The organism is Burkholderia sp. AU15512 (genome assembly GCF_002223325.1).
Lineage (GTDB): Bacteria > Pseudomonadota > Gammaproteobacteria > Burkholderiales > Burkholderiaceae > Burkholderia.
In genome coordinates this window covers 158,026-182,502 of record NZ_NKEX01000004.1, presented here as the reverse complement: position 1 = coordinate 182,502, position 24,477 = coordinate 158,026, and the positions used below count along the sequence as shown (strand labels likewise).

The following is a 24,477-nucleotide window of genomic DNA, read 5'->3' as shown; positions in this document are numbered from 1 at the left end:
TCTCTTCTTTTCGTTGCTCAGCGGGCCGAAGCCGAATAGACGCTGAACGCGAAATACTTGTGCGACAGCCGGTCGTACGTGCCGTCCTTGTGCATGTCGGCCAGCGCCTGGTTGATCTTGAGCTTCAGGTCCGTATCTTCCTTGCGCAGGCCGATCGCGGTGCCGTCGCCGATCGTCTTCGGATCCTTCACTTCCGGCCCGGCAAACGCGAAGCCCTTGCCGCGCGGCGTGCGCAGGAAGCCGTAGTCGGCCTGCAGTTCATCCTGCAGCGTCGCGTCGAGACGGCCCGAGCCGAGATCGGCATAGACCTGGTCCTGGTTCTGGTAAGGAATGATCGTCACGCCCTGCGGCTCCCAGTACGCCTTCGCGTAGGTTTCCTGCGTCGAGCCCTGCTCGACGCCCACGCGCTTGCCCTTCAGCGACGCCACCGTCGGCAGCAGCGGCGAGCCGGTCTTCGCGATCATCCGCGCCGGCGCGTCATAGACCTTGTCGGAGAAGTCGATCTGTTCGCGGCGCTTGTCCGTGACGGTCAGCGACGACACGATGACGTCGTACTTCTTCGCCTTCAGCGCCGGGATGATCCCGTCGAGATCCTGCGCCACCCACACGCATTTCACGTTGATTCGCTTGCAGATTTCCTTGGTGAGATCGACGTCGAAACCGACGATCTCGCCGCTTGGCGCGGTCGACTCGAACGGCGGGTAGCTGGCGTCGACGCCGATCCGCACGGTCTTCCACTCCTTCGCGAAGGCGCTGCCCGCCATGAGGGCGAGGGCGGCGCACAGGGCGGCCTTCTTCATTTCCATCCTTCTGTTGCTGACTTTCCGGGAGCGCTCGCGGCCGGTTGAACCGGGCGCCGCGGCGTATTCTAGACGGCCAAAAATCGCCGATCGGCGCGCTGGCAATGGCGGCCGCCGGAACGGCGAACGCCAAAAGGCCGGTATTTTACCCGAACGCGATACGCGGAAACCGGCAATCCGGGCCGACCGATCGATTCTTCGATGCATTGATCCGGCTGTTGCGATAATCGACGCATTCTCAATGGGCATTGCATCGATTGCATCCGCAGGTGCAACGATGCGGTGCGCAGGCGGCGGATTGTGGCGCGATTGGCACACTCATACAGTGATGGGATGGCAGAACCCTGCATCCCACGGAGTGTCCGTTCCATGTTCCAGATCCGCCGCGCCGCCGATCGCGATCAGCGCAGCCATGGCTGGCACGAATTCCTTCACAGCTTTCCTGGGGCGTCCGGCCGGAGCGGGCCGCCGGCGTTCGGCGCGTTGCGCGAACTGAACGAGGAATGCATCGCGCCGACCCGCGGCTACGGGATGCGGCCGTACCGCGACGCGGAAATCGTCACCTACGTGCTCGACGGCGCGCTCGCGCATCGCGACAGCCTCGGCAACGGGGCGATCGTCCGTGCGGGCGGCGTGCAGCGCATGAGCGCCGGCACCGGCGTCATGCTGAGCGAAACCAACGCGTCGCGTGACGAGCCGCTGCGCCTGCTGCGGATCTGGCTCGCGCCGGCCGGGGCAGGCGGCCGGCCCGGCTACGTGCAGACGCGCTTTGCCGATGACGAGAAACGCGGCCGGCTGAGGCTCGTCGCGGCACCGGACGGTGGCGACGGTGCGCTGCCGCTCGGGGCGGACGCCCGCATCTTCGCGGGGCTGATCGACGGCGACGAGGCGGCGGCGTTCGACGTGCCGGCCGGGCGCCGCGCGTACGTGCACGTGGTGCGCGGCGACGTCGCGGTGAACGGCTACGCGCTGTCCGCGGGCGACGGCGCGCGGATCGGTGCCGTGGATGCGGTGGCGTTCGCGCGCGGCCGGGCGGCCGAGGTGCTGCTGTTCGACGTCGCCTGATATGCAAAAAGGGGACGCGGGCCGGTGCCCGCGTCCCCTTCGATGCCGCTTCGCGGAGCGGCCCGCCGGCTTACTGCGCCGGCGCCGACGCGGCCTTGGCCGCGCGATGCTGCTCCCAACGCTCCTTCATCTTCTCGTGGCGCTGTTCCATCTTCGCGAACTGCTGCTTGAGCGCGGTGCTGACCATCGTCTTCTGCTGGTCGTTCAGCCCGTTGTAGAACGTGAGCCATGCGGCGGACGTCTGCTCGCGCAGTTGCGCGTTCTGCGCCTCGGCCTGCTGGCGTGCCGAGTGCATCGCGCTCAGGTCGAGGATCGGCTGGTTCTGCTGCGCCTTGAACTGGTCGCGCATCTGCTCGTGGCTCTTGCGCATCGCGTCACGGTTCTGCTTCATCGTGTTGACGGCCGCCTGCCATTGCTGTTCCTGCGACGCATTGAGCTTCAGCTGGTCATGCAGTTTCATGATCGCGCCGAACGGGCCGCCTTCGTGCCCGCCGTGCATCTGGTGCATGCCGGGGCCGCCCGGAGGCGGCATGTCGTTGGGCTGCGCGGCATGCGCGGTGCCGAATGCGAGAGCGAGCACGGTGGCGGCCGCGATGGCCACGCGGGAAGTCTTCTTATACATTTCAGAAACTCCTTGTATCCAAAGGGTCCGGCGATGCGGGTCCGGGAAAACCGGGTGCCGCATCCGGTAAGACGCAGGTTAGCGATGCAGGCTGCGGCCGGTGTTACGTGGGGCGGTGGCCGGGTTACCGCGCATTACAGTTCCCTTGCGCGGTAACCCGCAGTAACCCTTTCGTCCCTTTGTTTCGTTCTTCGACTCCGCCCTCGCGCGGTAAACTTCGAGCCATGACTACCCAGATCCTCATCGTCGACGACGACCAAGAACTCCGAGACCTGCTGCGCGACTACCTCGTGCGCCAGGGGATGGAAGTGTCCGTGCTGCACGACGCGGCGACGCTCGAGAAGCGCCTCGAGCGCGAGCGGCCCGACCTGATCGTGCTGGACCTGATGATGCCGGGCGTCGACGGCCTGACCGCGCTGCGTCAGCTGCGCGCGGCCGGCGACGACATCCCCGTGATCATGCTGACCGCGCGTGCGGACGACGTCGACCGCATCGTCGGGCTCGAGCTCGGCGCGGACGACTACCTCGGCAAGCCGTTCAACCCGCGCGAGCTGCTCGCGCGCGTGCAGGCCGTGCTGCGCCGCCGCCGCGCGACGCCGTCGGCCGCGGCGCCCGAACAGCGTGAGCCGTTCGCGTTCGGCCGCTTCGTGCTCGACTTCCAGGCGCGCACGCTGTCGGTCGATGGCAAGCCGGCCACGCTGTCGAGCAGTGAATTCGCGCTGCTGAAGATCTTCGTGAACCATGCGCTGCGCACGCTCACGCGCGAGCGGCTGCTCGAGCTGCTGCACGGGCCCGAGTACGACGGCACCGACCGCGGCATCGACGTCCAGGTGTGGCGCCTGCGCCGCATCCTCGAAACGGATCCGTCGACGCCGCGCTTCATCCAGACGGTGCGCGGGCGCGGCTACGTGTTCGTGCCCGACGGCGAGGCCCATGCGCAAACCCATTGATTCACTGTTCGGGCGGCTGGCGCTGCTCGTCGTCGGTGTCCTGCTCCTGTCGCATTTCGCGTGGTTCTTCGCGATGCGGCTCGAGCGCAGCCAGATGCAGACGCGTTACGCGGTCGAAGAGGCCGCGTTCCTGGTCGACGCGGTGCGCCAGCACGTCGAACGCACGCCCGACCAGCCGTTGCCGTCCCGTGTGCGGCTCGTGACGCCGGACAGCGCCGACGTGCCGAATGGCGACCCGTCGAGCCTGCCGGCGCCGCTCAAGCGGTTCCGCGACGACGTGAGCGAGCGGATGCCGCCCGGCACGCGCGTCGAGATCGGCGCGCCCGGCCATCCGCCGGTGCTGTGGGTGAAGGAGCCGACCGACCGCAACTGGATCGTGGTGCCGGTTCAGCCGCTGCGGCCGCCGCGCTCGCTCGACCGGATGCTGTTGTGGCTCGGCACGATCTTCTCGGCCGGCGTGATCGCCGCGCTGTTCGCGGCCTGGCAACTGCAGCAGCCGCTGCGTTCGCTGGCACGCGCGGTCGCGCGCTTCGGCCGCGGCCAGCCGGTGCCGCCGCTGCGTGAGCGCGGCCCGCGCGAGCTGCGCCAGCTCACGCATGGCTTCAACCAGATGGTGGAACAGGTGTCGCAGGCCGAGAGTGACCGCGCGGTGATGCTCGCGGGCGTGGCGCACGACCTGCGCACGCCGCTCGCGCGGATGCGGCTGCGGGCTGAAATGATGGACGACGCCCGGTTGCGTGACGGCGTCGTGCGCGACGTCGATTCGATGTCGCACATCGTCGATCAATTCCTGGTGTTCGCGCACGGCGGGTCCGATCGCAGCGAGCCGGTGCCGGTCGACCAGGCGTGCGAGCGGATCGCGCGCAGCTATCGCGCGGTCGCGCCGAACGCGCCGACGGTCCAGACCCGGCTCGACGCCGATCCGGGCTTCCGGCTGCCGACGGCGACGCTCGACCGCATCCTGTCGAACCTCCTGGACAACGCGCATGCGTATGGTGCGCCGCCCGTGCTCGTCGAGACGGCGCGCACGCCGGCCGGCTACGTGTTGTCGGTGAGCGACAGCGGCGGCGGGATCGCGCCGCGCGACCTCGCGGCGGCCACGCGGCCGTTCGTGCGGCTCGACCCGGCGCGCGGCGGCAACGGCCACAGCGGGCTCGGGCTCGCGATCGTCGAGCGGCTCGTACTCAGGCTGGGCGGGACGTGCGACATCGGCAACCGCCCCGAAGGCGGCCTGCGTGTCGCGATGACGTTCCCGTTCGAGGTCGTGCCGAAGGACGAACCCCACGCACAGGCCGCCTGAGCCGCTGCGGCGCCAGCCCGTCCGGGCTGGCGCCGCGTGCCATCATTCGCCGAACAGCGTGCCGAGCGTCTCGGCCGCGTTGCTGTCGATGGTGTTGTAGGTCACGGTGGTGGCCTCGAAGATGTAGACGGTCGTGTACCGGCCGAGGCGCTCCAGGATTTCCTCCTGCAGCGATTCAGGCACGACGTTCATGTTCAGGTACCACGCCGTCGACGACAGCCGCGTCTGGAACGACCCGTACTCCTGCATCAGTTCGTAGAACGCGTCGGCATCCTGATCGCGGCAGACGATCACCAAGTTTCCTGCCATTCCCTTTCCTCCCGCTCGTCGGTCGATCCCCAGCGCCTGTTGACATCGGGCACGCGTATGCGTTGCCGTCGAACCATCCGCAACAGACCCCGAGGGCCAGCCCTGATCATACCCGCATAGTCGTATCCGGCTGGTGACGCCCGACATGGTTTGCGCGCACGTGCGGCTGGCGGGTTCCCGGGCGGGCCGGATCACGGCATAATTCGGGCCTGCATGCCGGCCGAAAGACTGCGGCCGGGGCTGCTCGACTCGCGCACCCGGCATCCGCCCGCGCGCCAGGCACGATCCGTGCGCCGCCTGCGCCGTTCCCGGACGGTTGTACCTGAAATACAGGTTGGTGTAGTGTCGTGCCGTCGCGGGCCGGCTCGTCCGGAGCGCGGCAGCGCACGCACGGCGCACCGCGCTCGCGCGCGATCGTCAGTCAATCGAATTACCGCACCCGTGCGCTTTGCCATGAATCAACATCGACTGCCGGCTTCGTTCGGCCTTACCGGGGAGGGCGCCTGATGGACGTCGGATTCTTCAATCCGAACCGGACCGCCAACGCGTCCGCGTGGCGCGTCCTGCCGAACCGGTGGGATTTCATCGCGTTTCCGCTGATCATCTGCCTGATCGCGATGGCGGTCGTCGGTTTCCACGAAACGATGGCGCCGATCGGCACCCTGCAGACGCAGAAGATCTCGCTCGACCCGTCGAACCTGCCCGAATACGCGTTGCGCACCACGCTGCGGATGCTTGCCGCGATGATCGCGTCGCTTGCGTTCACGCTGATCTATGGCACGCTCGCCGCGAAAAGCCGGCGTGCCGGCATGGTGCTGATCCCGATCCTCGACATCCTGCAGTCGGTGCCGGTGCTCGGCTTCATCTCGTTCACCGTCACGTTCTTCCTCGCGCTGTTCCCGAGCCGCGTGCTCGGCGCCGAGCTTGCGGCGATCTTCGCGATCTTCACGAGCCAGGCGTGGAACATGACGTTCAGCTTTTACCAGTCGCTGCGTACGGTGCCGCGCGACCTGGACGAAGTGTCGCGGGGTTTCCACCTGACGTCGTGGCAGCGCTTCTGGAAGCTCGAAGTGCCGTTCTCGATGCCGGGCCTGATCTGGAACATGATGATGTCGATGTCGGGCGGCTGGTTCTTCGTCGTCGCGTCGGAGGCCATCACCGTCGGCAACCAGACCATCACGCTGCCGGGCGTCGGCGCGTATCTCGCGCAGGCGATCTCGGACAAGAACCTCGGTGCGATCGGCTGGGTGATCCTCACGATGACGGTCGTGATCGTCGCGTACGACCAACTGCTGTTCCGCCCGCTCATCGCGTGGGCCGACAAGTTCCGGATGGAAAACACCGCGTCGGGCGATGCGCCGCAATCGTGGCTGCTCGACCTCGTGCGCCGCACGCGCCTGATTCATCAGCTGCTCGTGCCGGCCGGCTGGTTCTTCGCGAAGGCCGCGCGGATTCCGCTGCGGCTGCCGCTGTCGGGGGCGATGCGCTTCTCGCTGCCGAAAGTCGAGAAGAAGGCGTCACGCACGGTCGACATCGCGTGGGCGACCCTCGTGCTGCTCGGCACGGGCTATATCGTGTGGCGCGTCATCAGCTTCGTGTCGACCGGCGTGACGATGGCCGAGGTCGGCCACGTGCTGGTGCTGGGGCTCATCACGCTGCTGCGCGTGGTCGTGCTGATCTCCATCGCGTCAGTGATCTGGGTGCCGATCGGCGTGTGGGTCGGGCTGCGCCCGAAGCTGGCCGAGAAACTGCAGCCGCTCGCGCAGTTCCTCGCCGCGTTTCCGGCCAACCTGTTGTTCCCGGTGTTCGTGATCGTGATCGCGCGCTTCCACCTGAACGCCGATATCTGGCTGTCACCGCTGATCGTGCTCGGCACGCAGTGGTATATCCTGTTCAACGTGATTGCCGGCGCGACGTCCTACCCGAACGACTATCGCGAAGCCGCGACGAACTTCCGCATCCGTGGCTGGCAGTGGTGGCGGCAGGCGATCCTGCCCGGCATCTTCCCGTACTACGTGACCGGCGCGATCACCGCATCGGGCGGCGCATGGAACGCGAGCATCGTGTCGGAAGCCGTGCAGTGGGGCAATACCAAGATCGAGGCGCACGGCCTCGGTGCCTATATCGCGCAGACCACCGCCGCCGGCGATTTTCCGAAGATCATCCTGGGCATCGCCGTGATGTCCCTGTTCGTTACCCTGTTCAACCGCCTGCTGTGGCGTCCGCTGTATGCCTTCGCCGAAGCGAAGCTGCGGCTCGACTGAGACCGATTGAGAGCGAAACGCGATGCACAATCCGAATGCTGTAAACGCCCCCGTCCAGACGAACCAGCCGCCGCGCCTCGGCGAGGAAATCCTGCGTGTCGATCACGTCTGTCGCGGCTTCAACAAGACGCAGGGCGAACTGCTCGTGCTCGACGATGCGAACCTGTCGCTGCGCGAAGGCGAGATCGTCGGGCTGCTCGGCCGTTCCGGCTCGGGCAAGTCGACGCTGCTGCGCATCATCGCCGGGCTGATCGAGCCGACCGGCGGCGAGGTGACCTATCTCGGCCAGCCGCTGCGCGGCCCGGCCGAAGGCGTTGCGATGGTGTTCCAGACCTTCGCGCTGTTCCCGTGGCTCACGGTGCTGCAGAACGTGGAAGCCGGCCTCGAGGCGCTCGGCGTCGGCGCACGCGAGCGGCGCGAGCGCGCGCTGGCCGCGATCGACCTGATCGGTCTCGACGGCTTCGAGAACGCATACCCGCGCGAGCTGTCGGGCGGCATGCGCCAGCGCGTGGGCTTTGCGCGCGCGCTCGTCGTCGATCCGACGATCCTGCTGATGGACGAGCCGTTCTCCGCGCTCGACGTGCTGACGGCCGAGACGCTGCGTACCGACCTGCTCGATCTGTGGACCCAGGGCCGCATGCCGATCAAGTCGGTGCTGATCGTCACGCACAACATCGAGGAAGCGGTGTTCATGTGCGACCGGATCCTCGTGCTGTCGTCGAACCCGGGCCGCGTGATCGCCGAGATCAAGGTGCCGTTCAAGCATCCGCGCAACCGGCTCGACCCGGCGTTCCGCAAGCTCGTCGACGACATCTACGCGAAGATGACGGCCCGCCAGACCGGCGAGGCGACGAAGAAGGGGCTCGAACTCGGCAGCTGGCTGCCGCAGGTGTCGACCAACCTGATGGCCGGCCTGATCGAAACGCTTGCGATGGCGCCGTACCACGGTCGCGCGGACATGCCGGAAATCGCGCGCACGTTGCATCTGGAAGTCGACGACCTGTTCCCGATCGCCGAAGTGCTGCAGTACCTCGGCTTTGCCGACGTGCGGGAAGGGGACGTGTTCCTGACGCCGCCGGGGCGCGTGTTCGCGGAATTCGGCACGCAGGAGCGCAAGCTGATGTTCGCGGATCACCTGCTGAAGCACGTGCCGCTCGCCGCGCGGATCAAGAAAGTGCTGAACGAGCGTCCGGGCCATCGTGCGCCGCGGGTGCGCTTCGAGCAGGAGCTGGAGGATTTCCTGTCGGACGGCGCCGCCGAGGAGACGCTCGACGCGGTGATCGACTGGGGCCGTTACGGCGAGATCTTCTCGTACAACGACCAGACCGAGATTTTCAGTCTCGAGGACGTCGAGTCCTGATCGACGTGCCGGGCCGCGTGGCCCGGCATGCGTGTGCGCCGCGCGTCACGCGCGGCGTATCGCACGCTTACTGCAGATTCCCCCACCGGTCGACCGCCGGTTCCGCCGACGCCCACTTCCAGTGCGTGCCTTGCTGGCAGGCATTCGCGAAATACCAGTCGGCCTTGTCGCCGTCCTTCACCGAGAACGCGAATTCCTTGCAGATCGCGAGCGCCGACGCGTACGCGCGCGTGACGCGCACTTCGCCTTCGCCGTTTTCGAGCGGCAGCGTGTTCTTCACCTTCCACGGCTTCACTTCGCCGACGGCCAGGCTGCCGGCCGTCTTCGCGATCGCGTCCTGCTGGTTCTGATGGAGCTGCTTCATCGTGCGGTTGACGGCTTCGTCGGTCGCGGCCTGCACGGCAATTCCGACGCCGACGCCGACCGCCGGGTTCGCGGTGACGAGGCCCGTCGCCGCGCCGGCGAGGGCGCCGCTCGCCGCGCCGACCGACCCGCAGCCCGACAGCGTGGCCGTCGCCGCGCACAGCGCGCCGATGGCCGCGATACGGAGCGCAACGCTCATTGCAATGCACCCCAGCGTTCGGTCGCCGGCTCGGCCGATGCCCATTTCCACACGGGGCCGTCGCGGCAGATCGTGGCGACGTAGAAGGCCGATTGCGCGGCTTTGTCGGGTTTCGCGGGCGTATCGACCGCGAACACGATTTCCTTGCAGTCGAGCGGGCCGATGCTGATCATCCGGCTGACTGTCACGCGACCCTGCTCGTCGTCCTCGATCGGGAACGAGTGGTGCGTCGACCACGGCGCCACGCCGCCCACGTCGAGCGGGCCCGCAGCCTTCGCGATCTGTTCCTGGGTGTAACGGTGTGCGACCCGCTGCGAGTACTGGACGCCCGCCCGCGCCCCGGCGACGGCGCCGAGGCCGATGCCCGTCGCAACGGCGGCGTTGTTGGTGACCTTGGAGGCGATCGCGGCGCCCGCGATACCGGCGCCGGCAGTTGCGCCTTCGCTGTACAGCGAGTTGCAGCCCGATAGCAGCGCGGCCGTGGCGATGATGGCCAGCACGACGCGCGCCGGCGTGGCCCGGCGCGGCGATTCGAAACGAATGTTCATCCCTGAGTGCAAGTCCTGTCTGGGTGAGCGGCGACGCGTGCACGCCCTGATGCCGCGTCATTGTTTCGCAATTGTCATAGGAAAACTGCAAAGCTTTGACAAATCGCCGTGCGGCGGGCCGCGTGCGCGCGAGCGGCGTTATTGTCGGATAGATGCTTGCGGAGGGGTCGAAACGTTACAAATTGAAGGTAATTGTTACCTTCGGATGCGATCAGGCGACCTAGACTGTTGTGCTATGGAATGTTTCTACGACGGCCTCGGGCCGCGCCGCATATGAGACACCCAGCTATGCGCCGTTCGAAACGGCTATCACCTCGGCCGCCTGACGGGGCGGCCGTGCGTCCGGAAGACCGCCCGCGTCCGCGGACCGACGCGCCATCGGCGCCGCCGCCGGGCGCGCCCGACGACACGCCGTCGGACGGCGATCACAACCAGGGCGGCGCCCGCCCGGAAGGGCTCGACTATCAACGTGACCTCGGTCAGGAGCAGGACGCGTGATTCCGTCGTAGCCGCATTCCACCACCGTATTTCATTGCAATTCTCGGAACTGAGTCGCCGCACGGCCGCCTTCGGGCCGCCGTGTCCGCTTTGGCGCGCGCCGCGCGCCAGCCAATCGAATCGAGGAGGGGAAGTCGCATGAGCAGATTGATCGTGGTATCGAACCGTGTCGCCGCCGGCGAGGACACGCGCCCGAGCGCGGGTGGCCTGGCGGTCGGCGTGATGGACGCGCTGAAGGAAACGGGCGGCGTCTGGTTCGGCTGGAACGGCGAGATCGTCGACGCACCCGACACCGCGCCCGCAATTCAGCGGGACGGCAACGTCACCTACGCGACGGTCGGGCTGACCCGGCGCGACTACGACCAGTACTACCGCGGTTTCTCGAACGCGACGCTGTGGCCTGTGTTCCATTACCGCGGCGATCTCGCGCGCTTCGACCGCCAGGAGTACGCGGGCTATCTGCGCGTGAACGCGATGCTCGCGAAGCAGCTCGCCGCCTTGTTGCGCCCCGACGACCTGATTTGGGTGCACGACTATCACCTGTTGCCGTTCGCGCATTACCTGCGCGAGCTCGGCGTGAAGAACCCGATCGGCTTCTTCCTGCACATTCCGTTTCCGTCGCCCGACATGCTGCGGCTCGTGCCGCCGCACGAGGAACTCGTGAAGTTCATGTGCGCGTACGACGTCGCGGGTTTCCAGACCGAGGCCGACAAGCAGGCGTTGACCGACTACATCGAGCGGCGCGGGATCGGCGCGGCAAGCGACGACGGGATGCTGCACGCGCATGGCCGCGTCGTGAAGGTCGCCGCCTATCCGATCGGCGTGCATCCCGACGCGATCGCGCAGGCGGCCGTCCAGTACGGCACGCGCAAGCCGGTGAAGATGCTGCGCGAGGCGCTCGACGGCCGTAAGCTGGTGATGAGCGTCGACCGCCTCGATTATTCGAAGGGGCTCGTCGAGCGCTTCCAGTCGTTCGAGCGGATGCTCGCGAACGCGCCAGGCTGGCAGGGGCGTGTGTCGCTCCTGCAGATCGCACCGCCGACGCGTTCCGACGTGAAGACCTATCAGGACATCCGCGAAACGCTCGAGGGCGAGGCCGGCCGCATCAACGGCCGCTTCTCGCAGCTCGACTGGACGCCGATCCAGTACCTGAACCGCAAGTACGAGCGCAACCTGCTGATGGCGTTCTTCCGGATGTCGCAGGTGGGCTACGTGACGCCGCTGCGCGACGGGATGAATCTTGTCGCGAAGGAGTACGTCGCGTCGCAGGATCCGGCCGATCCGGGCGTGCTCGTGCTGTCGGAGTTCGCGGGCGCGGCAGCCGAGTTGACCGGCGCGCTCCTCGTCAATCCGTACGACCTGTCGCAGATGGCGGAGGCGCTCGAGCGCGCGCTGTCGATGCCGCTCGCGGAGCGGCAGGCGCGCCACGAGGAGAACCTCGCGCGGCTGCGCGCGAACGACCTGTCGGTCTGGCGCGATACGTTCGTTGCCGACTTGCGCAGCGTCGCGGCGGCCGCGTCGGTCACGCGGCGCGCGGGCCGGCGGGTTGCGCATGCGTGAGGTCGTGCAGGCGCCCGGCGCCGCCGCCGATGCGGGCGAGGAAGCCACACGCCGCTTCTTTATCGTCACCGGTGGCCCGGGCTCGGGCAAGAGCACATTGCTCGACGCGCTCGAACGCGCCGGTTTCTCGCGCTCGCAGGAAGCCGGTCGCGGCGTGATCCGCGACCAGATGGCGATCGACGGCCAGGCGTTGCCGTGGCGTGATCCGGCGGCGTTCGCCGAGCTGATGCTGAGCTGGGAGATGCGCTCGTACGATCTCGCGCGCCACGCGCGCGGGCCCGTATTCTTCGATCGCGGCGTGCCGGACGTGGTCGGCTATCTACGGCTGACAGGGCTCGCGGTGCCCGCGCATGCGGAAGCCGCGGCCCGCCGTTTCCGCTACCACCGGCGCGTGTTCATCGCGCCGCCGTGGCCGGACATCTATGCGCAGGACACCGAGCGCCGGCAGGATTTCGCGGAAGCCGTGCGCACCTACGACGCGATGGTCGAGTGCTACACGTCATATGGCTACCGGCTGATCGAACTGCCGCGCGACAGCGTGCAGGCGCGCGTGCGCTTCGTGACGGACGCGCTCGACGCGGCATGACGGGCGGGACCGAGGACGGTGAGCGATGTGTCAGGTCGCCGTGTCCGGCCGCGGCGACGTGATGCGCAGCATGCTGACGACCGCGGCCACCGCCGCGAATGCCGCGGCGACATAGAGCGCGATCGTCGGCCCGCGGTCCGGCACGAGCCCGAAAATCAACGCGACGAGCGCGGCGCCGAGCGTCTGCCCGGTCAGCCGCGCGGTGCTCAGCATGCCGCCCGCGCCACCGCTGCGTTCGCGCGGCGCCGACGACAGCATCGCGCGGTTGTTCGGCGACTGGAACAACCCGAAGCCCGCACCGCACAGCGCCATCCGCCACACGATGTCGACGGTGCCCGGGTGCGCGCCGATCGTCGCGAGCGACAAGAGCCCGGCCGCGAACAGCGCGAGCCCGATCCCGCCGAGAATGCCGGCTGAATAGCGATCCGACAGCACGCCCGCGAGCGGCGCGGCGAATACGATCACGAGCGGCCACGGCGTCATGTACAGGCCCGTCTCGACCTGCGAGAAGCCGAGCGAATTCTGCAGCCAGAACGGCAGCGCGACGAACGCGAGCATCTGCGACGTGAACGACGCCGTCGACGTATAGACCGACAGCGCGAACATCGGGATGCGCATCAGGTCGACCGGCAGCAGCGGCGCCGGCTGCGACAGCTGGCGCTTCACGAAGAAGTAGCCGACGACGAACGCGACGGCCAGCTCGGCCGCGACGTACGCATGGCTTTCGCCATGGCCGAGCCCGTCCACGGCCGTGATCAGCAGCCCGAACACGCACGCGTTCATCAGCGCGCTCGCGAAATCGTACGGCGCATCGTGCAGCGGGTTGGCCGGCAGCGCGCGCAGGCTGCCGAATACCGCGGCGATGCCGATCGGCACGTTGACCGCGAACAGCCATGGCCACGATGCGAACGACAGGATCGCGGATGCGACCGTCGGCCCGATCGCCGACGACAGCGCCACCACCATCGCGTTGATCGACAGCCCGCGCCCGAGCATCGACGACGGGTAGATCATCCGCACGAGCGCGGCGTTGACGCTCATGATGCCGGCCGCGCCGAAGCCCTGGATCACGCGCATCACGGCCAGCATCGGCAACGAGCCGGCGAGCGCGCAGCCGAGCGACGCCGCGGTGAACAGCGCGAGCCCTGCGATGTAGATGCGGCGATAGCCGATGCGCTCGCCGAGCGACGCGAGCGGCAGCAGCGTGATCGTGACCGCGAGCTGGTACGCGTTGACGATCCAGATCGAGGCGGCGTCGGATGCGTGCAGGTCGCGCGCGATCGTCGGCAGCGCGACGTTCGCGATGGCGCCGTCGAGCACGGCGAGCGTGATGCCCAGTGCGACGCAGACGATCGCCCAGTAGCGTTGCGGAAGCGGCAGGCCGGTATCGGCGTTCATGGCGGGAGCAGAGGCGTGGTTGTCCGCGCGCCCGGTTGCCGGTTGCGTGCGCAACCATGCGCAAGGGTGGAGGCGGCGATGAGCGGCCCGGCCGGCGCAACGGCACCGGAGCGGGGCCGGTCGAGTGTATCACCGGGCCGCATCGCGCGACGCCGGCGCTCAGCCTTCGAAGTCGAGGCCGCCGAGCCGCACGAGCGGGTCGGCCTGCGTGCGCGACAGGAGATCGATGTCGCGCGCGCTCTGCCATGCCCCCAGCTTTTTCGGCAGCGCGGCGAGGTAGTGCTCGAAGCGTTGCGGGCCGTCCGGCTCCATCAGCCGCTCGATTTCGTCGGTGTCCCAGGTCAGTTCGAGGTTCAGCGGATGGTCGAAGCCGCTGACGTGCTCGTGCGGCGCGCTGCGGATCTGCACGCGCGTCGGGTGCCCGTGGCCGCCATACGGGACGACGTTGGTCAACACGTGTTCGGCGAAGAAGGCGGCGATCGCCTGTGCGATGCGCGGGGCGAATTCGGTATCGAAACGGCGGGCGGTTTCCGGCTGCATGACGGCGTCTCCTGTATGCCGAAAATCGTAGCACGGCGACGGCGCATTTCGATGGGCGTGATACCGGTAATCGCGCGTTACCACTTGCTGCATCTATTACGGCCGCAAGCCGCCACAATGCATCGCATCCCGTACCACTTCGCGTGGGAGTCCATCATGAAAAAAATTGCCGCAGTGTGTGTCCTCGCCGGTTCGCTTGCCGTGGCAGGCCCGGCGTCCGCGCATGGCCGCGACGGTGGCGCCGTCATCGGCGCGTTGATCGGCGGCGCGGTGCTCGGCGCGATCGTGACGTCCGCGATGAATCCGCCCGTCGCGTATCAGGCGCCCGCGTACCAGGCGCCGGCCTATCAGCCGCCGACGTACTACCAGGCGCCCGCGTACCAGCAGCCTGCGTATCCGACCTACCAGCAGGCGCAGTACCAGGACGACGGCCCGAACTATTGCTACGACCGCTACCAGCGCGCGTATGTGTGCGGCGCGCCCGTCTCGGGTGGCTACGCGCAGCCGGCCGGCTGGTGAGCAGGCTGACGCGCGAAGCGTGAGCAGGCGGCGGTGGCGCCGTTCGCTTCACCGCACCGAACGACAAAAAGGCCCTCGCTTCGTGCGAGGGCCTTCGTCTTTTGCGCGGCCGTCCGTTGGTCTGCGTGACGCGTCGGCCATCGTGGCGCGCGGCACGCGGATACAAACGGTTGCAAATGCGCGTCAGTGGCGATGGCCGCCGCCTCCGCCGCCATCGTTCCAGTCGCCACCGCGGTGTCCGCCGCCGCGCCCCCAGCCGTTGCCGCGGTTGCCGCGATCGCCGTCCCAGCGATGGTAGTCGCGCCGGCCGCGATCCCAGTCGCGTCCGCCGCCACCGCCCCAGATATTGACCGTGCCGTACACGGGCGACGGGGCGTACGCGTAGCCGGGATCGGAATAGTAGGGCTGCCCGTAGCCATAGCCGTATCCGGCGTCCGGGGCGACGACGCAGCCGGCCAGCAGTGTGGCGACGCCGGCGGCAGCAATGAGCTTCAGCATGATGTTCTCCGGTGGTTCCCGTATAAGTACCGCGCAAGGGGATTGCCAGCTGTTTGCAATTGTGTCGTCAAATTACAGCCGCGTAAGGTCGTGTGACGGAAGTGTTAGCATCCGGGGCTCATTTTGTTTTTCAGGAGTACATCGATGAAATTCGCGATCCGGGCCGCACTGGCCGCCTTCTGCGTGACGACAGCCGCCGCCTGTGTGGCGGGGCCCGCTTCGGCGCCCGCCGTGACGGCCGAGTCGATCAAGATGTTTCCGCAGGCAGCGTCCGGCCAGCAGCGCGTCGTGATCGCGCTGCCCGCGCTCGAGAACGAAGGCGATGCGCGCGTCGAGCTGATGATCGGCAAGACGCTGCAGACCGACTGCAACCAGCAGTGGTTCGGCGGCGAGCTGACCGCCGAGGACGTGAAGGGCTGGGGCTATACGTACTACCAGCTCACCGACGTGAAGGGGCCGGCCTCGACGCTGATGGCATGCCCGGGCCAGGCGCCGCAGCAACGGTTCGTGCAGGTGCGCGGTGACGGCCAGCTGCTGCGCTACAACAGCCGCCTGCCGCTCGTCGTCTATGTGCCGGACGGCTTCGAGGTGCGCTATCGCGTGTGGCATGCGTCGAAGGACGTGCAACACGCGGCAAAGCAGTAACGTTACGGCGCGGCCGCGGCGTCCTGCCGCTACGCGTCGCCTCTACCGACGAGCGCTGGCCATGCGGCCAGCGCGGCTTGCGCGACGGCCTCCAGATCGCGACGGTTCGCACCGTCGCGCGCCTGGATCGACATCCCCTGCTGGACCGTCACGTAGTACCGCGCGATTGCATCGAGGTTCGCTTGTGCGGCGATCTCGCCGGTCTCGACCCCTTGCCTGAGACGTTCGCGCAGGTTCTCGACCGTGCGTTCGCGCATCGCGATCAGCGTTTGCCGGACCGTATCGGAACGTTCGGCCGGATGCAGTGCCGACAGCACGATCAGGCAGCCGGCCGGCTTCGAGCGCCGCGTGAACACGCGTGCGGTATCCATCAGGTAGTTCCGTACGGCGTCGTGCGCGCTGCCGGCCTGTTCGACGCCCCCCCAGATTTCCCGTCCCTCCGTTGCGCTGTAATGCTCGAGCGCCAGCCGGAACAACGCTTCCTTGCTGCCGAACGCCGCATACAGGCTCGGCGACGCGATGCCCATCGCGGCCGTCAGGTCGGCCATCGACGCGCCTTCGTAGCCGAGGCGCCAGAACACCTCCATCGCGCGATCCAGCGCCGCTTCCTTGTCGAAGCTTCTCGGTCGGCCCCGTTCAGCCATTGCGTCCGTTCCTTCATCGATTTCTGTATCGATCGATAAATTAAATCAATTGACTGTGTCGCGCAACTTGCCACATTCTGTGTCGGTCGTTACATAAATGAGGAAAGGAACCGACATGAACCGACTTCAGGGCAAGCGTGCACTCATCACGGGCGGCAGCCGCGGCATCGGGGCGGCGATCGCGAAACGGCTGGCGGCCGAGGGCGCGGACGTCGCGATCACCTATGAGAAATCGGCGGAGCGGGCGCAGGCCGTCGTCGCCGGCATCGAGGCGCTGGGCCGCCGCGCCGTTGCGATCCAGGCCGACGGCGCCGATCCGGTGGCCGTGCGCGACGCGGTCGATCGTGCGGCGGAGGCGTTCGGCGGTCTCGACATTCTCGTCAACAACGCGGGGATTTTCCGGGCCGGCGCGCTGGACGACCTCACGCTCGACGATATCGACGCGACGCTGAACGTGAACGTGCGCGCGGTGATCGTCGCGTCGCAGGCGGCGGCGCGGCATCTCGGGGAGGGCGGGCGCATCGTGTCGACCGGCAGTTGCCTCGCCACGCGCGTGCCCGATGCGGGGATGAGCCTCTATGCGGCGAGCAAGGCCGCGCTGATCGGCTGGACGCAGGGGCTCGCGCGCGATCTCGGTTCGCGCGGCATCACGGTCAACATCGTGCATCCGGGGTCGACGGATACCGACATGAACCCGGCCGGCGGTGAGCATGCCGATGCGCAGCGCTCGCGGATGGCGATCCCGCAGTACGGCAAGGCCGACGACGTCGCGGCGCTCGTCGCGTTCGTGGTCGGGCCGGAAGGGCGGTCGATCAATGGCACCGGGTTGACGATCGATGGCGGTGCGAACGCGTGAGTGCGTGAATGCCGACGCCCGGCGTGATTGTTCGACCGGGCGGCGTTGCGTTCGTTATCGGCAGCCGAGCCGGTGATGCTCGGTTTCGAGATCGGCGCGCTTGTCGTAAGCGCGCAGCTCGTTGCGCGGCTTGCCGTCCGGGCCCATTCCGCGCACGACCTTCTGGCCGCGGTCGGGGGCGTGCGTAACGGCGTCGATCCCGGCGGCCAGTTCGCGGCAGCGTGCGTCGGGGGAGGGGTTTTCCGCGTGCGGGGCTGCGGCGTTCGTGATGTTGGCGATGCCGGGGCTGACGTAGCGCGGCTTCGCGGGTGCGGTAAGGGTGTCGGCGGCGTTTGCCGTGCCGGCCATCGCTGAAAGCGCGGCGAGTACCGCGATCGCTCGAATCATTGCGGGAGTCCGGATGCTGAAGAAGGTTTGGAATTCTACGCAATGTGGGGCGCAGGGCCGTGGCGATCCGGTGAGATGCGATCGTGTGTCGCAGGGGACGTCGGCGGCTGAATGCTCCTCGACCCGTATGTGATGCTGGCAGGCCTTGAGCACGCAGCAGTGCATGCGGAAAGCAAAAAGCCCGCTTGCTTTCGCAGAGCGGGCTTCGGTATTGGTTGCGGGGGTAGGATTTGAACCTACGACCTTCGGGTTATGAGCCCGACGAGCTGCCAGACTGCTCCACCCCGCGGCGCGAAGTGTACTAGGGCTGATGTTGAGAGTCAATCGATAGGTGAATTACGTCGAATGGAATCGGCGGCTCACCTTCAACAAGCGCGACGATCTGGGGTGCAGGTGGCCTGCCGATGCTTCCCGATCTGCTTCGACGTCAGACGCTTTTCGTCGCCGTCGTTGCGGTACTTGGTCGTGGGAAAGTGGCCATGAGGATGGCTGGTCCAGTTTGCGTACTTCACTGGGTTATGGTGCCAGCCTGCAGCCAGGGAGATTGTATTGATGACCGATGGGGCCAAACACTGATTTTGATCGGCCGGACGTGTAGAAGAGTTGGAGGTGGCGGGCAGCGACCGCCGGTCGGATGCGCATCGCCTCTACGGGAATGGCCTCGCGGGAGATGGACAGGGTCTCGCAAGAAGCTGTGTCTATGGAAGGGGGCGTATCACTCTGCCTACAGTTCCATCCACGGCGCGTCCTCAGCCCACATCGACGGGTGCTCGCTACGCTGCTTGTGTATCAGACGCACTGAGCGCTTCCGGACTTCCGATGAGAACTTGATTGGCTTCTTGTTCAAGGCTCGATTCTCTCAAGAGTTCGAGCCTCCACAATATTCGGTGCGGTTCAGTCCTCGGACAGGGGAAATTTCCCAGCCACTTGGTGGGCTCTAGTATCATGCTGACAAACATTTTGGGCTTGGCGTTAACTACCCGTTGTAGGTTTGGTGCGTCAACAAAGTATAAGTATCAAGGACCATTGGATGGATGAGGACCTTAGCCTGCATAGGCTGACCGAGGATTGGGGAACCCGGGAGTCGGTCGAGCTTTACCTGGACAGATGCCAGGTCGACACGCCCGCTCGAATCGTCAGCGCGGTTTGGGCGCATATTCGTGAGCGTCGCGCGGCCGTCGGCAAAGTCATTGACTTCGGCGCTGGCGACGGACGTTTTGCGCGAGGTGGGCAATATGAATCGTATATTGGCTACGAGATTGACGAGACCCGATGCAGGGCAGCCTCATTACCCCCGAAAGCAAGGTTAATTTCGCAGTGTGCATTTTCTGTTCGTACAGACGACGCAGATATATGCATAGGCAATCCACCCTATGTCCGCAATCAAGATCTTCCGAAAGGATGGAGATTGCAGGCGGCGTCGGAGTTAATTGCTCGGACAGGGGTATCTATTTCGGGGTTGGCGAATGCGTGGCAATATTTCTTCTTGCTCGGACTCGCAAGTACTCGACCAGATGGATTGGTGGCAATCGTAATTCCTTATGAGTGGGTGTCGCGACCATCCGCAGAAGCGCTGCGTGAATTTATCCGAAATAAGGGATGGGATGTGCATGTTTACCGTTTGGTGGACGATACGTTTGGTCGGGTTTTAACGACGGCGTCGATTACGATTGTCGATAAACGATCTAATGCTGGAAGTTGGAAATTCTTCGAAGAGGCGCCGGACGGAAGTTTTCGGTCGCTGCCTACCGAGTCTGGCGGTGCCCGAGGTGTTGTCAAATATGCATCGCGTAGGGGAACTCGCGAGGAAAAGGTGTACGCAAAACGAGGACTCAGCCCGGGTACTCAGGAGGTATTGACGCTGACAGAGGGGGAGCGAGTTCGATCTGGATTGTTAATTGATTCAGACGTTGTTCCCTGCGTCACGTCGTTGCGTGGCTTGGATGCTGCGTATGTGACGTTGGATGAAAGGGTATTTAAAGAACATTTTCGGTCAACTGGCGCGAAGTGCTGGTTGATACGTACTGATAGACGGCCGTCTCATCGGTTGCAGGCATATCTGGATTCAATACCGGCGGAGAAATATCAAACATCTACTTGCCTCAAGCGTGATTGCTGGTGGGCATTCAAGATGCCGGATGTCCCCGGGTTACTTGTTGCGACTGGGTTTAGAGGTGAATTTCCAAAAATCGTGACGAATAAAATTGAAGCTGTCGCGGTTGGCGGGGTTAGCGGGGTGTATGGATTGCCTCAAAGAGGGCGCAGGAAATTTGCAGCTAATTTGAGGTCAATTAATCTCGCAAACTCGATTGTGCCACATTCGAATGGTTTGAAGAAGCTTGAGATTAATCAATTAAATACACTGCTTAAATTGATTGCTTCAAATGGGGCGAAAACCAAATGAATGATCTAAGCGTGCCGGAATTGCTTGGAAAAGGAACGCTCAGTTTCTCAATTGAGAGCCGAATTCTTCGGGAGCTTGGCGAGCGACTGGTGAAGCAGCCGGAAATTGCATTGCTTGAACTGGTCAAGAATTCGTATGATGCTGATGCCCCAACGTGCGAAATTCTTCAAGAAGACGGCCAAATTATTGTTTCTGATACCGGTCATGGGATGACTCTGGCCGCGTTTAAAAATGGATGGATGCGTGTCGGAACTAGTTCGAAGGAAGCTTCAGCATTAAGTGGTACATACGGTCGAATTATTACTGGCGAAAAGGGTATCGGTAGGTTTGCTGTACGTTTCCTGGGCAAAAATTTGCACCTGGAATCTATTGCTTTTGATGTGGAGAGGAACGAAAAAACCAAGCTTATTGCGGATTTCGACTGGGCGGACTTTGATCGGCATGAGGATCTAGGGAAAATCAAAGTTCCCTATCGACTGGAGCGAGTTGATGGTGATGAGCCTACGGGCACAGTCCTGCAGATAGGTAATCTTCGCTCAAATGTATCGTCGATTGATTTATACGCAGTAAGAACGGCTGCAATTGGTGTTGTGACGCCTTATCAATCTTTGTTGAGGCCGGTGTCTTCGAGGTCAAAAAAGACTCTTCAAGATTACCAGCAGGATCCTGGTTTTTCGCTGAAAATTAAAAATGTTGAAGATGATGGCGAAGATGATGAGGATGGTGATGTCGCGGCAACAGTATTAGATAATTTTGTTTTGCGCGCCGTCGCGGAGCTTCGAGGGGATCGATTGAGGCTTGCAGTGTATCGTAAAAATCAATCTAATGCTGTTTTTGAAATAAATGACCTATATCCCAACACAATTGGAGGGGTGTATGCCGACATCAGATTTTTCCCGCGGCGCAAGGGGACGTTTACTGATTTGTCGGTGGATGGGAGAAGGGCGTTTAGTTGGATAAAGGCCCATTCCGGAGTTGCGGTATTCGATAGAACTTTTCGAGTACATCCTTATGGCTTCGAATCGGACGATTGGCTCCTTTTGTCGGCAGATACTGCAAAGCGCTCGAGAGAGCCCAGGTCGACAATCGCACAAAAGCATTTTCCGATGGACGAGCCTACGCAGTCGTCAACGCAACTGAATTACATGCTGCGACTGCCCTACCCACAGCAATTGGTCGGTATTGTCCAGGTGACCGGAAGGCGCACGAAAGATAGTAAAAATGCAGACGAAGGTTTGATTGCGACTGCGGACCGTGAGGGATTTGTTGGCAATGCAGCGTTCAATAGTCTAAGGGACGTTATCCGAGGGGCTGTCGAAGCTATTGCGTCTGCGGATCGGGAGCTTCAACAAGAGCTTGAGCGTTCTGAGCGCGAAGAACTACTGCAGACATTACGAAGCGAGACTCAGCAGGCAATCCGTGAAATTGAAGCGAATCCACGGATCGCGAAAGAGGAGCGGGTCCGCATAGTGAAGCGGTTGGCTCAAACTCAAGCGATTGCGGAGCAACATGAAGAGCGATCTCGGCAACGAGAGTCTACGCTGGAAATTATGAGTTTGCTCGGTGTCGTTGCCGGGTTTATGACGCATGAGTTTGGGACTGCATTGTCGGAATTGGAGCGAGCTCAGCAACAATTATTGAAGTTGGCGAAGCGCGACAGTAGCTTTAAATCGGCTGCTACTGAAATATCCGAACATATGGAGAATTTGCGTGAATTCGTCACCTATTCTCAGGGGTATATTCACGGGGCATCATCGCGGCCGGTGAGGCCTTATCCAGCAAGGCCGCGCATTCAACAGGCAGTTCGAGTTTTTGGGAAATACGCCACGGATCGCGATATTTCAATTGACATCGATGCTGATGGTGATGTTATGGCGCCTCTGGTCCCAGTGTCTTTATATAATGGTTTGATTTTAAATTTATATACAAATGCATTGAAAGCGGTGACGGCTCAGTCTGGTGACGGTGAACGTCGAATTGCATTTCGAGTTTGGAATGAGCAAAATTGGCATTTCCTTGAGGTTTCGGATACTGGGATTGGGATACCGTCCGCGCTCCGGGGGCGGGTATTTGATCCGTTGTTTACGACTACGGCGTCAAATCGAGATCCCTTGGGCTCGGGGATGGGATTAGGGTTATCCCTTGTTAAGCGCGGTGTTGAGGGGTACGGGGGACGTGCTGAAGTAGTCGATCCGGCCGCCGGATTTACTACAAGCGTTCGTATTAAGCTTCCACTAGTGGAGCAAGAATAATATGTTTTCTTTATTGCTGATTGATGACACAACCAAGTTCCTTGATGAGCTTGCTTCGGATCTCGGGAAATTATTTAACGAAGACGAAGTTGAAATTCGAACTTGGGAGCCTACAAAGGACGAGGCGAATTCTTTGGATGTTTTCGATCGTCTGGTAGATGATAATACCATCTTGGTTGTCACTGACTATGATTTGACTTCCAAGGGGCGAACTGGATTGTTTGGTTCTAGTATCGTCGGGTGGTGTCAGGCACGCGCGATTCCGGTCGGCGATTACTCGCGGGGTAATAATAATTCTCTGCCGAAGGAGCCAAATCTTTTTGAGCTGAGGGTTCCTACAGACCCAGAAGAATCCGCGAAATATATTGCGAGCGTTTATCGAGGATTCAAGTGGATAAGGGAGCGTCTCGCTGCGAATCCGATAATCCTTGAGAAGGGAAGTCCCTCAGCTGTTCTTGCGGAACTACTGGATGTTCCTGATCTGGAGGATCAGTTTGGGCTTTACGGCGGTCGCTTTGGGACCGCAAATGGAGCGTTGCTCGACAGGATTATGAGAACGGCTCCAGATGATATTGAGCCAAGTGACGAAGAAAGAAAATCGTTGCTTGGATATATCGTCGGTCATTTGCTATTGAATTCTGTGCTCCGCTTCTCTGGTCCGATTTTGTCGTCAAATGCATTGGCTGCATACGTCGCGTCGAGTGATTCTGAAATTGGCGAGTTGCGCAAGGTGTTTTCGGAGGCGGCTTACTCGGGGCCTTTTTCTGAACTCGATCATTTCTTTTGGCTTTGGAAGGTCGATGAGCTGCTAGAGGGGTTTGCGTCCGGCCTTGCTGCTGATTTTAGTGCGGATACTCACGGCGAACTCAATAGAGCCGCGGTCGAGGTGAAGTTGGGGCGTCCATTAGCACTGCACGGCTGCAGTAGATGCAGCGGGAAGAATGGGGGATTCTGGTGCCCTTTCACTCGCCGGGTAGTGTGTCAAAAGGGCGAGTGTTCTGTTGGGTCAAATAGTTGGATCCCAAGGGGTGCGCGTTTGTGCCGCGTAGAACGTGATTTTTACGATGAATGGGCACCAATTCTTGGTATATAAATGAATCCGAAAGCAAGTATTGTTCGCCGGCGCCTCATTGCTCAGTGGGGGGAGGTCGTTGCAGCATTGAATAAATTTAATGCTGCGGCCGAAGTGAGGCCGGAAAACGGGGATAGTGTTTTCTCAGAAGACCCGGATGCGGGAGATGGAATTATTGCATTTGATCTCAAGCCTGTGGTGTTTAATTTGCCCGAGCGGGCAGATAATTATTCGACAGACTTGTTTATCGTGGTAGGTGGTCGATTAAGCGTCCGGCAGGACTCGGTTGATAAGGATGTAGCATTGTTGACGCATGATTTTTCAACGCGAGCGGCTTATTTTAGGCGAACAAAAAAAGCGTTGATTCATGTGTACGGGGCGCATTACGATTTCGCTCTAAATGAGTTGGGGCACCCTACATTCCATATGCAGTTGCGTAGCTTTGCTGACCTTGCAAGTTTGGTGAGAGAGCGGTATGTTGTGCCTGATGATTTTCAGGATAATGTCGATGGCATGCTTAGGAATGTTCGGCTACCTTGTGCGCAAATGGATTTTTTCTCCTTTTTTTCGCAGTTGTGTGCAGACCATCTCATTTTTAAAGATTCTGAAAAGGAGGTGCGCGCTGCGTTCAATCAACTGATCACCAAAAGTTCGTTTCTCCGAGGTGCGGGGGCACGATCAGAGCGGCTTGTCGACGAAGCTGCACATGGTTGTTACAGATCGAGTCATTGGTATCCGTTGGTTGCATAGATGAATTGAGGACGATTGCTCTGGAGAGGCAGCTGCCCGCGGGGAGCTGCTGTTGGACGGATAAGGCTTAGGGACTACTGCATCATCA

25 protein-coding genes and 1 tRNA gene are annotated in these 24,477 nt (G+C 63.2%); 15 read left to right on the top strand and 11 right to left on the bottom strand.

Annotation, left to right across the window (positions count from 1 at the left end; genetic code table 11):
- Positions 1–17 precede the first annotated feature (17 nt).
- Complete coding sequence (locus tag CFB43_RS13405; RefSeq protein WP_143329843.1) at positions 18–800, bottom strand: ABC transporter substrate-binding protein; 783 nt, start codon at positions 798–800, stop codon at positions 18–20.
- Between the two features lie 369 nt (positions 801–1,169).
- Between CFB43_RS13405 and CFB43_RS13400 the strand changes: the two genes are divergently transcribed.
- A complete protein-coding gene (locus CFB43_RS13400) occupies positions 1,170–1,865 on the top strand; it encodes a pirin family protein (protein WP_089495409.1) in 696 nt (231 codons plus the stop codon).
- Between the two features lie 70 nt (positions 1,866–1,935).
- Here the strand turns inward: CFB43_RS13400 and CFB43_RS13395 are convergent, their stop codons facing one another.
- Positions 1,936–2,487: a periplasmic heavy metal sensor gene (locus tag CFB43_RS13395; RefSeq protein WP_089426072.1), complete on the bottom strand. Its 552-nt coding sequence runs from the start codon at positions 2,485–2,487 to the stop codon at positions 1,936–1,938.
- 224 nt (positions 2,488–2,711) lie between these two features.
- Between CFB43_RS13395 and CFB43_RS13390 the strand changes: the two genes are divergently transcribed.
- Together CFB43_RS13390 and CFB43_RS13385 are read left to right on the top strand one after the other, a co-directional pair.
- Entirely contained in the window at positions 2,712–3,437 is a 726-nt protein-coding gene (locus tag CFB43_RS13390) for a response regulator (RefSeq protein ID WP_009693256.1), read from the top strand.
- Positions 3,421–4,737: an ATP-binding protein gene (locus CFB43_RS13385; protein WP_089495408.1), complete on the top strand. Its 1,317-nt coding sequence runs from the start codon at positions 3,421–3,423 to the stop codon at positions 4,735–4,737. The genes CFB43_RS13390 and CFB43_RS13385 overlap by 17 nt, the downstream gene beginning before the upstream one ends.
- A gap of 42 nt (positions 4,738–4,779) precedes the next feature.
- Here the strand turns inward: CFB43_RS13385 and CFB43_RS13380 are convergent, their stop codons facing one another.
- Positions 4,780–5,046, bottom strand: a complete 267-nt coding sequence (locus CFB43_RS13380) for a double-stranded DNA-specific endonuclease (protein WP_011545926.1) — start codon at positions 5,044–5,046, stop codon at positions 4,780–4,782.
- A gap of 506 nt (positions 5,047–5,552) precedes the next feature.
- Here CFB43_RS13380 and CFB43_RS13375 point away from each other — a divergent pair.
- A complete protein-coding gene (locus CFB43_RS13375) occupies positions 5,553–7,310 on the top strand; it encodes an ABC transporter permease (RefSeq protein WP_089495407.1) in 1,758 nt (585 codons plus the stop codon).
- Positions 7,311–7,332: 22 nt separating this feature from the next.
- The gene (locus tag CFB43_RS13370) at positions 7,333–8,670 is read left to right on the top strand and encodes an ABC transporter ATP-binding protein (RefSeq protein ID WP_011352844.1); all 1,338 of its coding nucleotides are present in this window, start codon (positions 7,333–7,335) and stop codon (positions 8,668–8,670) included.
- Between the two features lie 67 nt (positions 8,671–8,737).
- Here CFB43_RS13370 and CFB43_RS13365 read toward each other — a convergent pair whose 3' ends face one another.
- The gene (locus CFB43_RS13365; protein WP_089495406.1) at positions 8,738–9,232 is read right to left on the bottom strand and encodes a hypothetical protein; all 495 of its coding nucleotides are present in this window, start codon (positions 9,230–9,232) and stop codon (positions 8,738–8,740) included.
- The gene (locus tag CFB43_RS13360) at positions 9,229–9,780 is read right to left on the bottom strand and encodes a hypothetical protein (protein WP_089495405.1); all 552 of its coding nucleotides are present in this window, start codon (positions 9,778–9,780) and stop codon (positions 9,229–9,231) included. The genes CFB43_RS13365 and CFB43_RS13360 overlap by 4 nt, the downstream gene beginning before the upstream one ends.
- Positions 9,781–10,068: 288 nt before the next feature.
- On the opposite strand from CFB43_RS13360, the gene CFB43_RS38815 reads away from it, so the two are divergent.
- The 3 genes from CFB43_RS38815 to CFB43_RS13345 all read left to right on the top strand — a co-directional run bounded on the left by CFB43_RS38815 (position 10,069) and on the right by CFB43_RS13345 (position 12,424).
- The gene (locus tag CFB43_RS38815) at positions 10,069–10,278 is read left to right on the top strand and encodes a hypothetical protein (protein WP_089495404.1); all 210 of its coding nucleotides are present in this window, start codon (positions 10,069–10,071) and stop codon (positions 10,276–10,278) included.
- A 138-nt stretch (positions 10,279–10,416) separates the two neighbouring features.
- Complete coding sequence (gene otsA, locus CFB43_RS13350) at positions 10,417–11,838, top strand: alpha,alpha-trehalose-phosphate synthase (UDP-forming) (protein ID WP_089495403.1); 1,422 nt, start codon at positions 10,417–10,419, stop codon at positions 11,836–11,838.
- Complete coding sequence (locus CFB43_RS13345; RefSeq protein WP_089495402.1) at positions 11,831–12,424, top strand: AAA family ATPase; 594 nt, start codon at positions 11,831–11,833, stop codon at positions 12,422–12,424. The genes otsA and CFB43_RS13345 overlap by 8 nt, the downstream gene beginning before the upstream one ends.
- A 30-nt stretch (positions 12,425–12,454) precedes the next feature.
- Here the strand turns inward: CFB43_RS13345 and CFB43_RS13340 are convergent, their stop codons facing one another.
- Complete coding sequence (locus CFB43_RS13340; protein ID WP_089495401.1) at positions 12,455–13,822, bottom strand: MFS transporter; 1,368 nt, start codon at positions 13,820–13,822, stop codon at positions 12,455–12,457.
- 159 nt (positions 13,823–13,981) lie between these two features.
- The gene (locus tag CFB43_RS13335; protein WP_089495400.1) at positions 13,982–14,362 is read right to left on the bottom strand and encodes a DUF5594 family protein; all 381 of its coding nucleotides are present in this window, start codon (positions 14,360–14,362) and stop codon (positions 13,982–13,984) included.
- A 117-nt stretch (positions 14,363–14,479) separates the two neighbouring features.
- Between CFB43_RS13335 and CFB43_RS38380 the strand changes: the two genes are divergently transcribed.
- Complete coding sequence (locus tag CFB43_RS38380) at positions 14,480–14,881, top strand: hypothetical protein (protein WP_179254831.1); 402 nt, start codon at positions 14,480–14,482, stop codon at positions 14,879–14,881.
- Positions 14,882–15,064: 183 nt separating this feature from the next.
- Here the strand turns inward: CFB43_RS38380 and CFB43_RS13325 are convergent, their stop codons facing one another.
- A complete protein-coding gene (locus tag CFB43_RS13325; protein WP_039368492.1) occupies positions 15,065–15,379 on the bottom strand; it encodes a hypothetical protein in 315 nt (104 codons plus the stop codon).
- A 144-nt stretch (positions 15,380–15,523) separates the two neighbouring features.
- Here CFB43_RS13325 and eco point away from each other — a divergent pair, with 144 nt between their 5' ends.
- Positions 15,524–16,024 carry a serine protease inhibitor ecotin gene (eco, locus tag CFB43_RS13320; protein ID WP_089495399.1) on the top strand — a complete coding sequence of 167 codons (501 nt, stop codon included), beginning with the start codon at positions 15,524–15,526 and terminating at the stop codon, positions 16,022–16,024.
- A gap of 29 nt (positions 16,025–16,053) precedes the next feature.
- Here eco and CFB43_RS13315 read toward each other — a convergent pair whose 3' ends face one another.
- Entirely contained in the window at positions 16,054–16,668 is a 615-nt protein-coding gene (locus CFB43_RS13315; RefSeq protein WP_089495398.1) for a TetR/AcrR family transcriptional regulator, read from the bottom strand.
- 115 nt (positions 16,669–16,783) lie between these two features.
- Between CFB43_RS13315 and CFB43_RS13310 the strand changes: the two genes are divergently transcribed.
- Positions 16,784–17,524: an SDR family NAD(P)-dependent oxidoreductase gene (locus CFB43_RS13310; RefSeq protein ID WP_089495397.1), complete on the top strand. Its 741-nt coding sequence runs from the start codon at positions 16,784–16,786 to the stop codon at positions 17,522–17,524.
- A 54-nt stretch (positions 17,525–17,578) separates the two neighbouring features.
- On the opposite strand, the gene CFB43_RS13305 is transcribed toward CFB43_RS13310, so the two are convergent.
- On the bottom strand, positions 17,579–17,911 hold the full coding sequence (locus CFB43_RS13305) for a hypothetical protein (RefSeq protein ID WP_144023056.1): 333 nt from the start codon (positions 17,909–17,911) through the stop codon (positions 17,579–17,581).
- Between the two features lie 212 nt (positions 17,912–18,123).
- Positions 18,124–18,200, bottom strand: a tRNA-Met gene (locus tag CFB43_RS13300).
- A gap of 741 nt (positions 18,201–18,941) precedes the next feature.
- Between CFB43_RS13300 and CFB43_RS37690 the strand changes: the two genes are divergently transcribed.
- The 4 genes from CFB43_RS37690 to CFB43_RS37680 are packed head-to-tail and all read left to right on the top strand — an operon-like array spanning position 18,942 to position 24,389.
- A complete protein-coding gene (locus CFB43_RS37690; RefSeq protein ID WP_144023055.1) occupies positions 18,942–20,315 on the top strand; it encodes an Eco57I restriction-modification methylase domain-containing protein in 1,374 nt (457 codons plus the stop codon).
- Positions 20,312–22,567: a sensor histidine kinase gene (locus tag CFB43_RS13295; protein WP_089495395.1), complete on the top strand. Its 2,256-nt coding sequence runs from the start codon at positions 20,312–20,314 to the stop codon at positions 22,565–22,567. Before CFB43_RS37690 ends, CFB43_RS13295 begins: the two co-directional genes overlap by 4 nt.
- Position 22,568: 1 nt before the next feature.
- Positions 22,569–23,660, top strand: coding sequence for a hypothetical protein (locus CFB43_RS37685; protein ID WP_144023054.1), 1,092 nt, complete (start codon positions 22,569–22,571; stop codon positions 23,658–23,660).
- Positions 23,661–24,389: a hypothetical protein gene (locus tag CFB43_RS37680; RefSeq protein ID WP_144023053.1), complete on the top strand. Its 729-nt coding sequence runs from the start codon at positions 23,661–23,663 to the stop codon at positions 24,387–24,389. It abuts the gene before it with no gap.
- Positions 24,390–24,477 lie beyond the last annotated feature (88 nt).

Coding starts and splice junctions, on each gene's coding strand:
- eco (WP_089495399.1), top strand. CDS start 15,524: ATGAAATTCGCGATCCGGGCCGCACTGGCCGCCTTCTGCGTGACGACA.
- CFB43_RS13305 (WP_144023056.1), bottom strand. CDS start 17,911: ATGATTCGAGCGATCGCGGTACTCGCCGCGCTTTCAGCGATGGCCGGC.
- CFB43_RS13400 (WP_089495409.1), top strand. CDS start 1,170: ATGTTCCAGATCCGCCGCGCCGCCGATCGCGATCAGCGCAGCCATGGC.
- CFB43_RS38380 (WP_179254831.1), top strand. CDS start 14,480: ATGCATCGCATCCCGTACCACTTCGCGTGGGAGTCCATCATGAAAAAA.
- CFB43_RS13295 (WP_089495395.1), top strand. CDS start 20,312: ATGAATGATCTAAGCGTGCCGGAATTGCTTGGAAAAGGAACGCTCAGT.
- CFB43_RS13390 (WP_009693256.1), top strand. CDS start 2,712: ATGACTACCCAGATCCTCATCGTCGACGACGACCAAGAACTCCGAGAC.
- CFB43_RS13380 (WP_011545926.1), bottom strand. CDS start 5,046: ATGGCAGGAAACTTGGTGATCGTCTGCCGCGATCAGGATGCCGACGCG.
- CFB43_RS13405 (WP_143329843.1), bottom strand. CDS start 800: ATGAAGAAGGCCGCCCTGTGCGCCGCCCTCGCCCTCATGGCGGGCAGC.
- CFB43_RS37680 (WP_144023053.1), top strand. CDS start 23,661: ATGAATCCGAAAGCAAGTATTGTTCGCCGGCGCCTCATTGCTCAGTGG.
- CFB43_RS13340 (WP_089495401.1), bottom strand. CDS start 13,822: ATGAACGCCGATACCGGCCTGCCGCTTCCGCAACGCTACTGGGCGATC.
- CFB43_RS37690 (WP_144023055.1), top strand. CDS start 18,942: ATGGATGAGGACCTTAGCCTGCATAGGCTGACCGAGGATTGGGGAACC.
- CFB43_RS13310 (WP_089495397.1), top strand. CDS start 16,784: ATGAACCGACTTCAGGGCAAGCGTGCACTCATCACGGGCGGCAGCCGC.
- CFB43_RS13375 (WP_089495407.1), top strand. CDS start 5,553: ATGGACGTCGGATTCTTCAATCCGAACCGGACCGCCAACGCGTCCGCG.
- CFB43_RS13395 (WP_089426072.1), bottom strand. CDS start 2,487: ATGTATAAGAAGACTTCCCGCGTGGCCATCGCGGCCGCCACCGTGCTC.
- CFB43_RS13360 (WP_089495405.1), bottom strand. CDS start 9,780: ATGAACATTCGTTTCGAATCGCCGCGCCGGGCCACGCCGGCGCGCGTC.
- CFB43_RS13345 (WP_089495402.1), top strand. CDS start 11,831: ATGCGTGAGGTCGTGCAGGCGCCCGGCGCCGCCGCCGATGCGGGCGAG.
- CFB43_RS37685 (WP_144023054.1), top strand. CDS start 22,569: ATGTTTTCTTTATTGCTGATTGATGACACAACCAAGTTCCTTGATGAG.
- CFB43_RS38815 (WP_089495404.1), top strand. CDS start 10,069: ATGCGCCGTTCGAAACGGCTATCACCTCGGCCGCCTGACGGGGCGGCC.
- CFB43_RS13370 (WP_011352844.1), top strand. CDS start 7,333: ATGCACAATCCGAATGCTGTAAACGCCCCCGTCCAGACGAACCAGCCG.
- otsA (WP_089495403.1), top strand. CDS start 10,417: ATGAGCAGATTGATCGTGGTATCGAACCGTGTCGCCGCCGGCGAGGAC.
- CFB43_RS13315 (WP_089495398.1), bottom strand. CDS start 16,668: ATGGCTGAACGGGGCCGACCGAGAAGCTTCGACAAGGAAGCGGCGCTG.
- CFB43_RS13325 (WP_039368492.1), bottom strand. CDS start 15,379: ATGCTGAAGCTCATTGCTGCCGCCGGCGTCGCCACACTGCTGGCCGGC.
- CFB43_RS13385 (WP_089495408.1), top strand. CDS start 3,421: ATGCGCAAACCCATTGATTCACTGTTCGGGCGGCTGGCGCTGCTCGTC.
- CFB43_RS13365 (WP_089495406.1), bottom strand. CDS start 9,232: ATGAGCGTTGCGCTCCGTATCGCGGCCATCGGCGCGCTGTGCGCGGCG.
- CFB43_RS13335 (WP_089495400.1), bottom strand. CDS start 14,362: ATGCAGCCGGAAACCGCCCGCCGTTTCGATACCGAATTCGCCCCGCGC.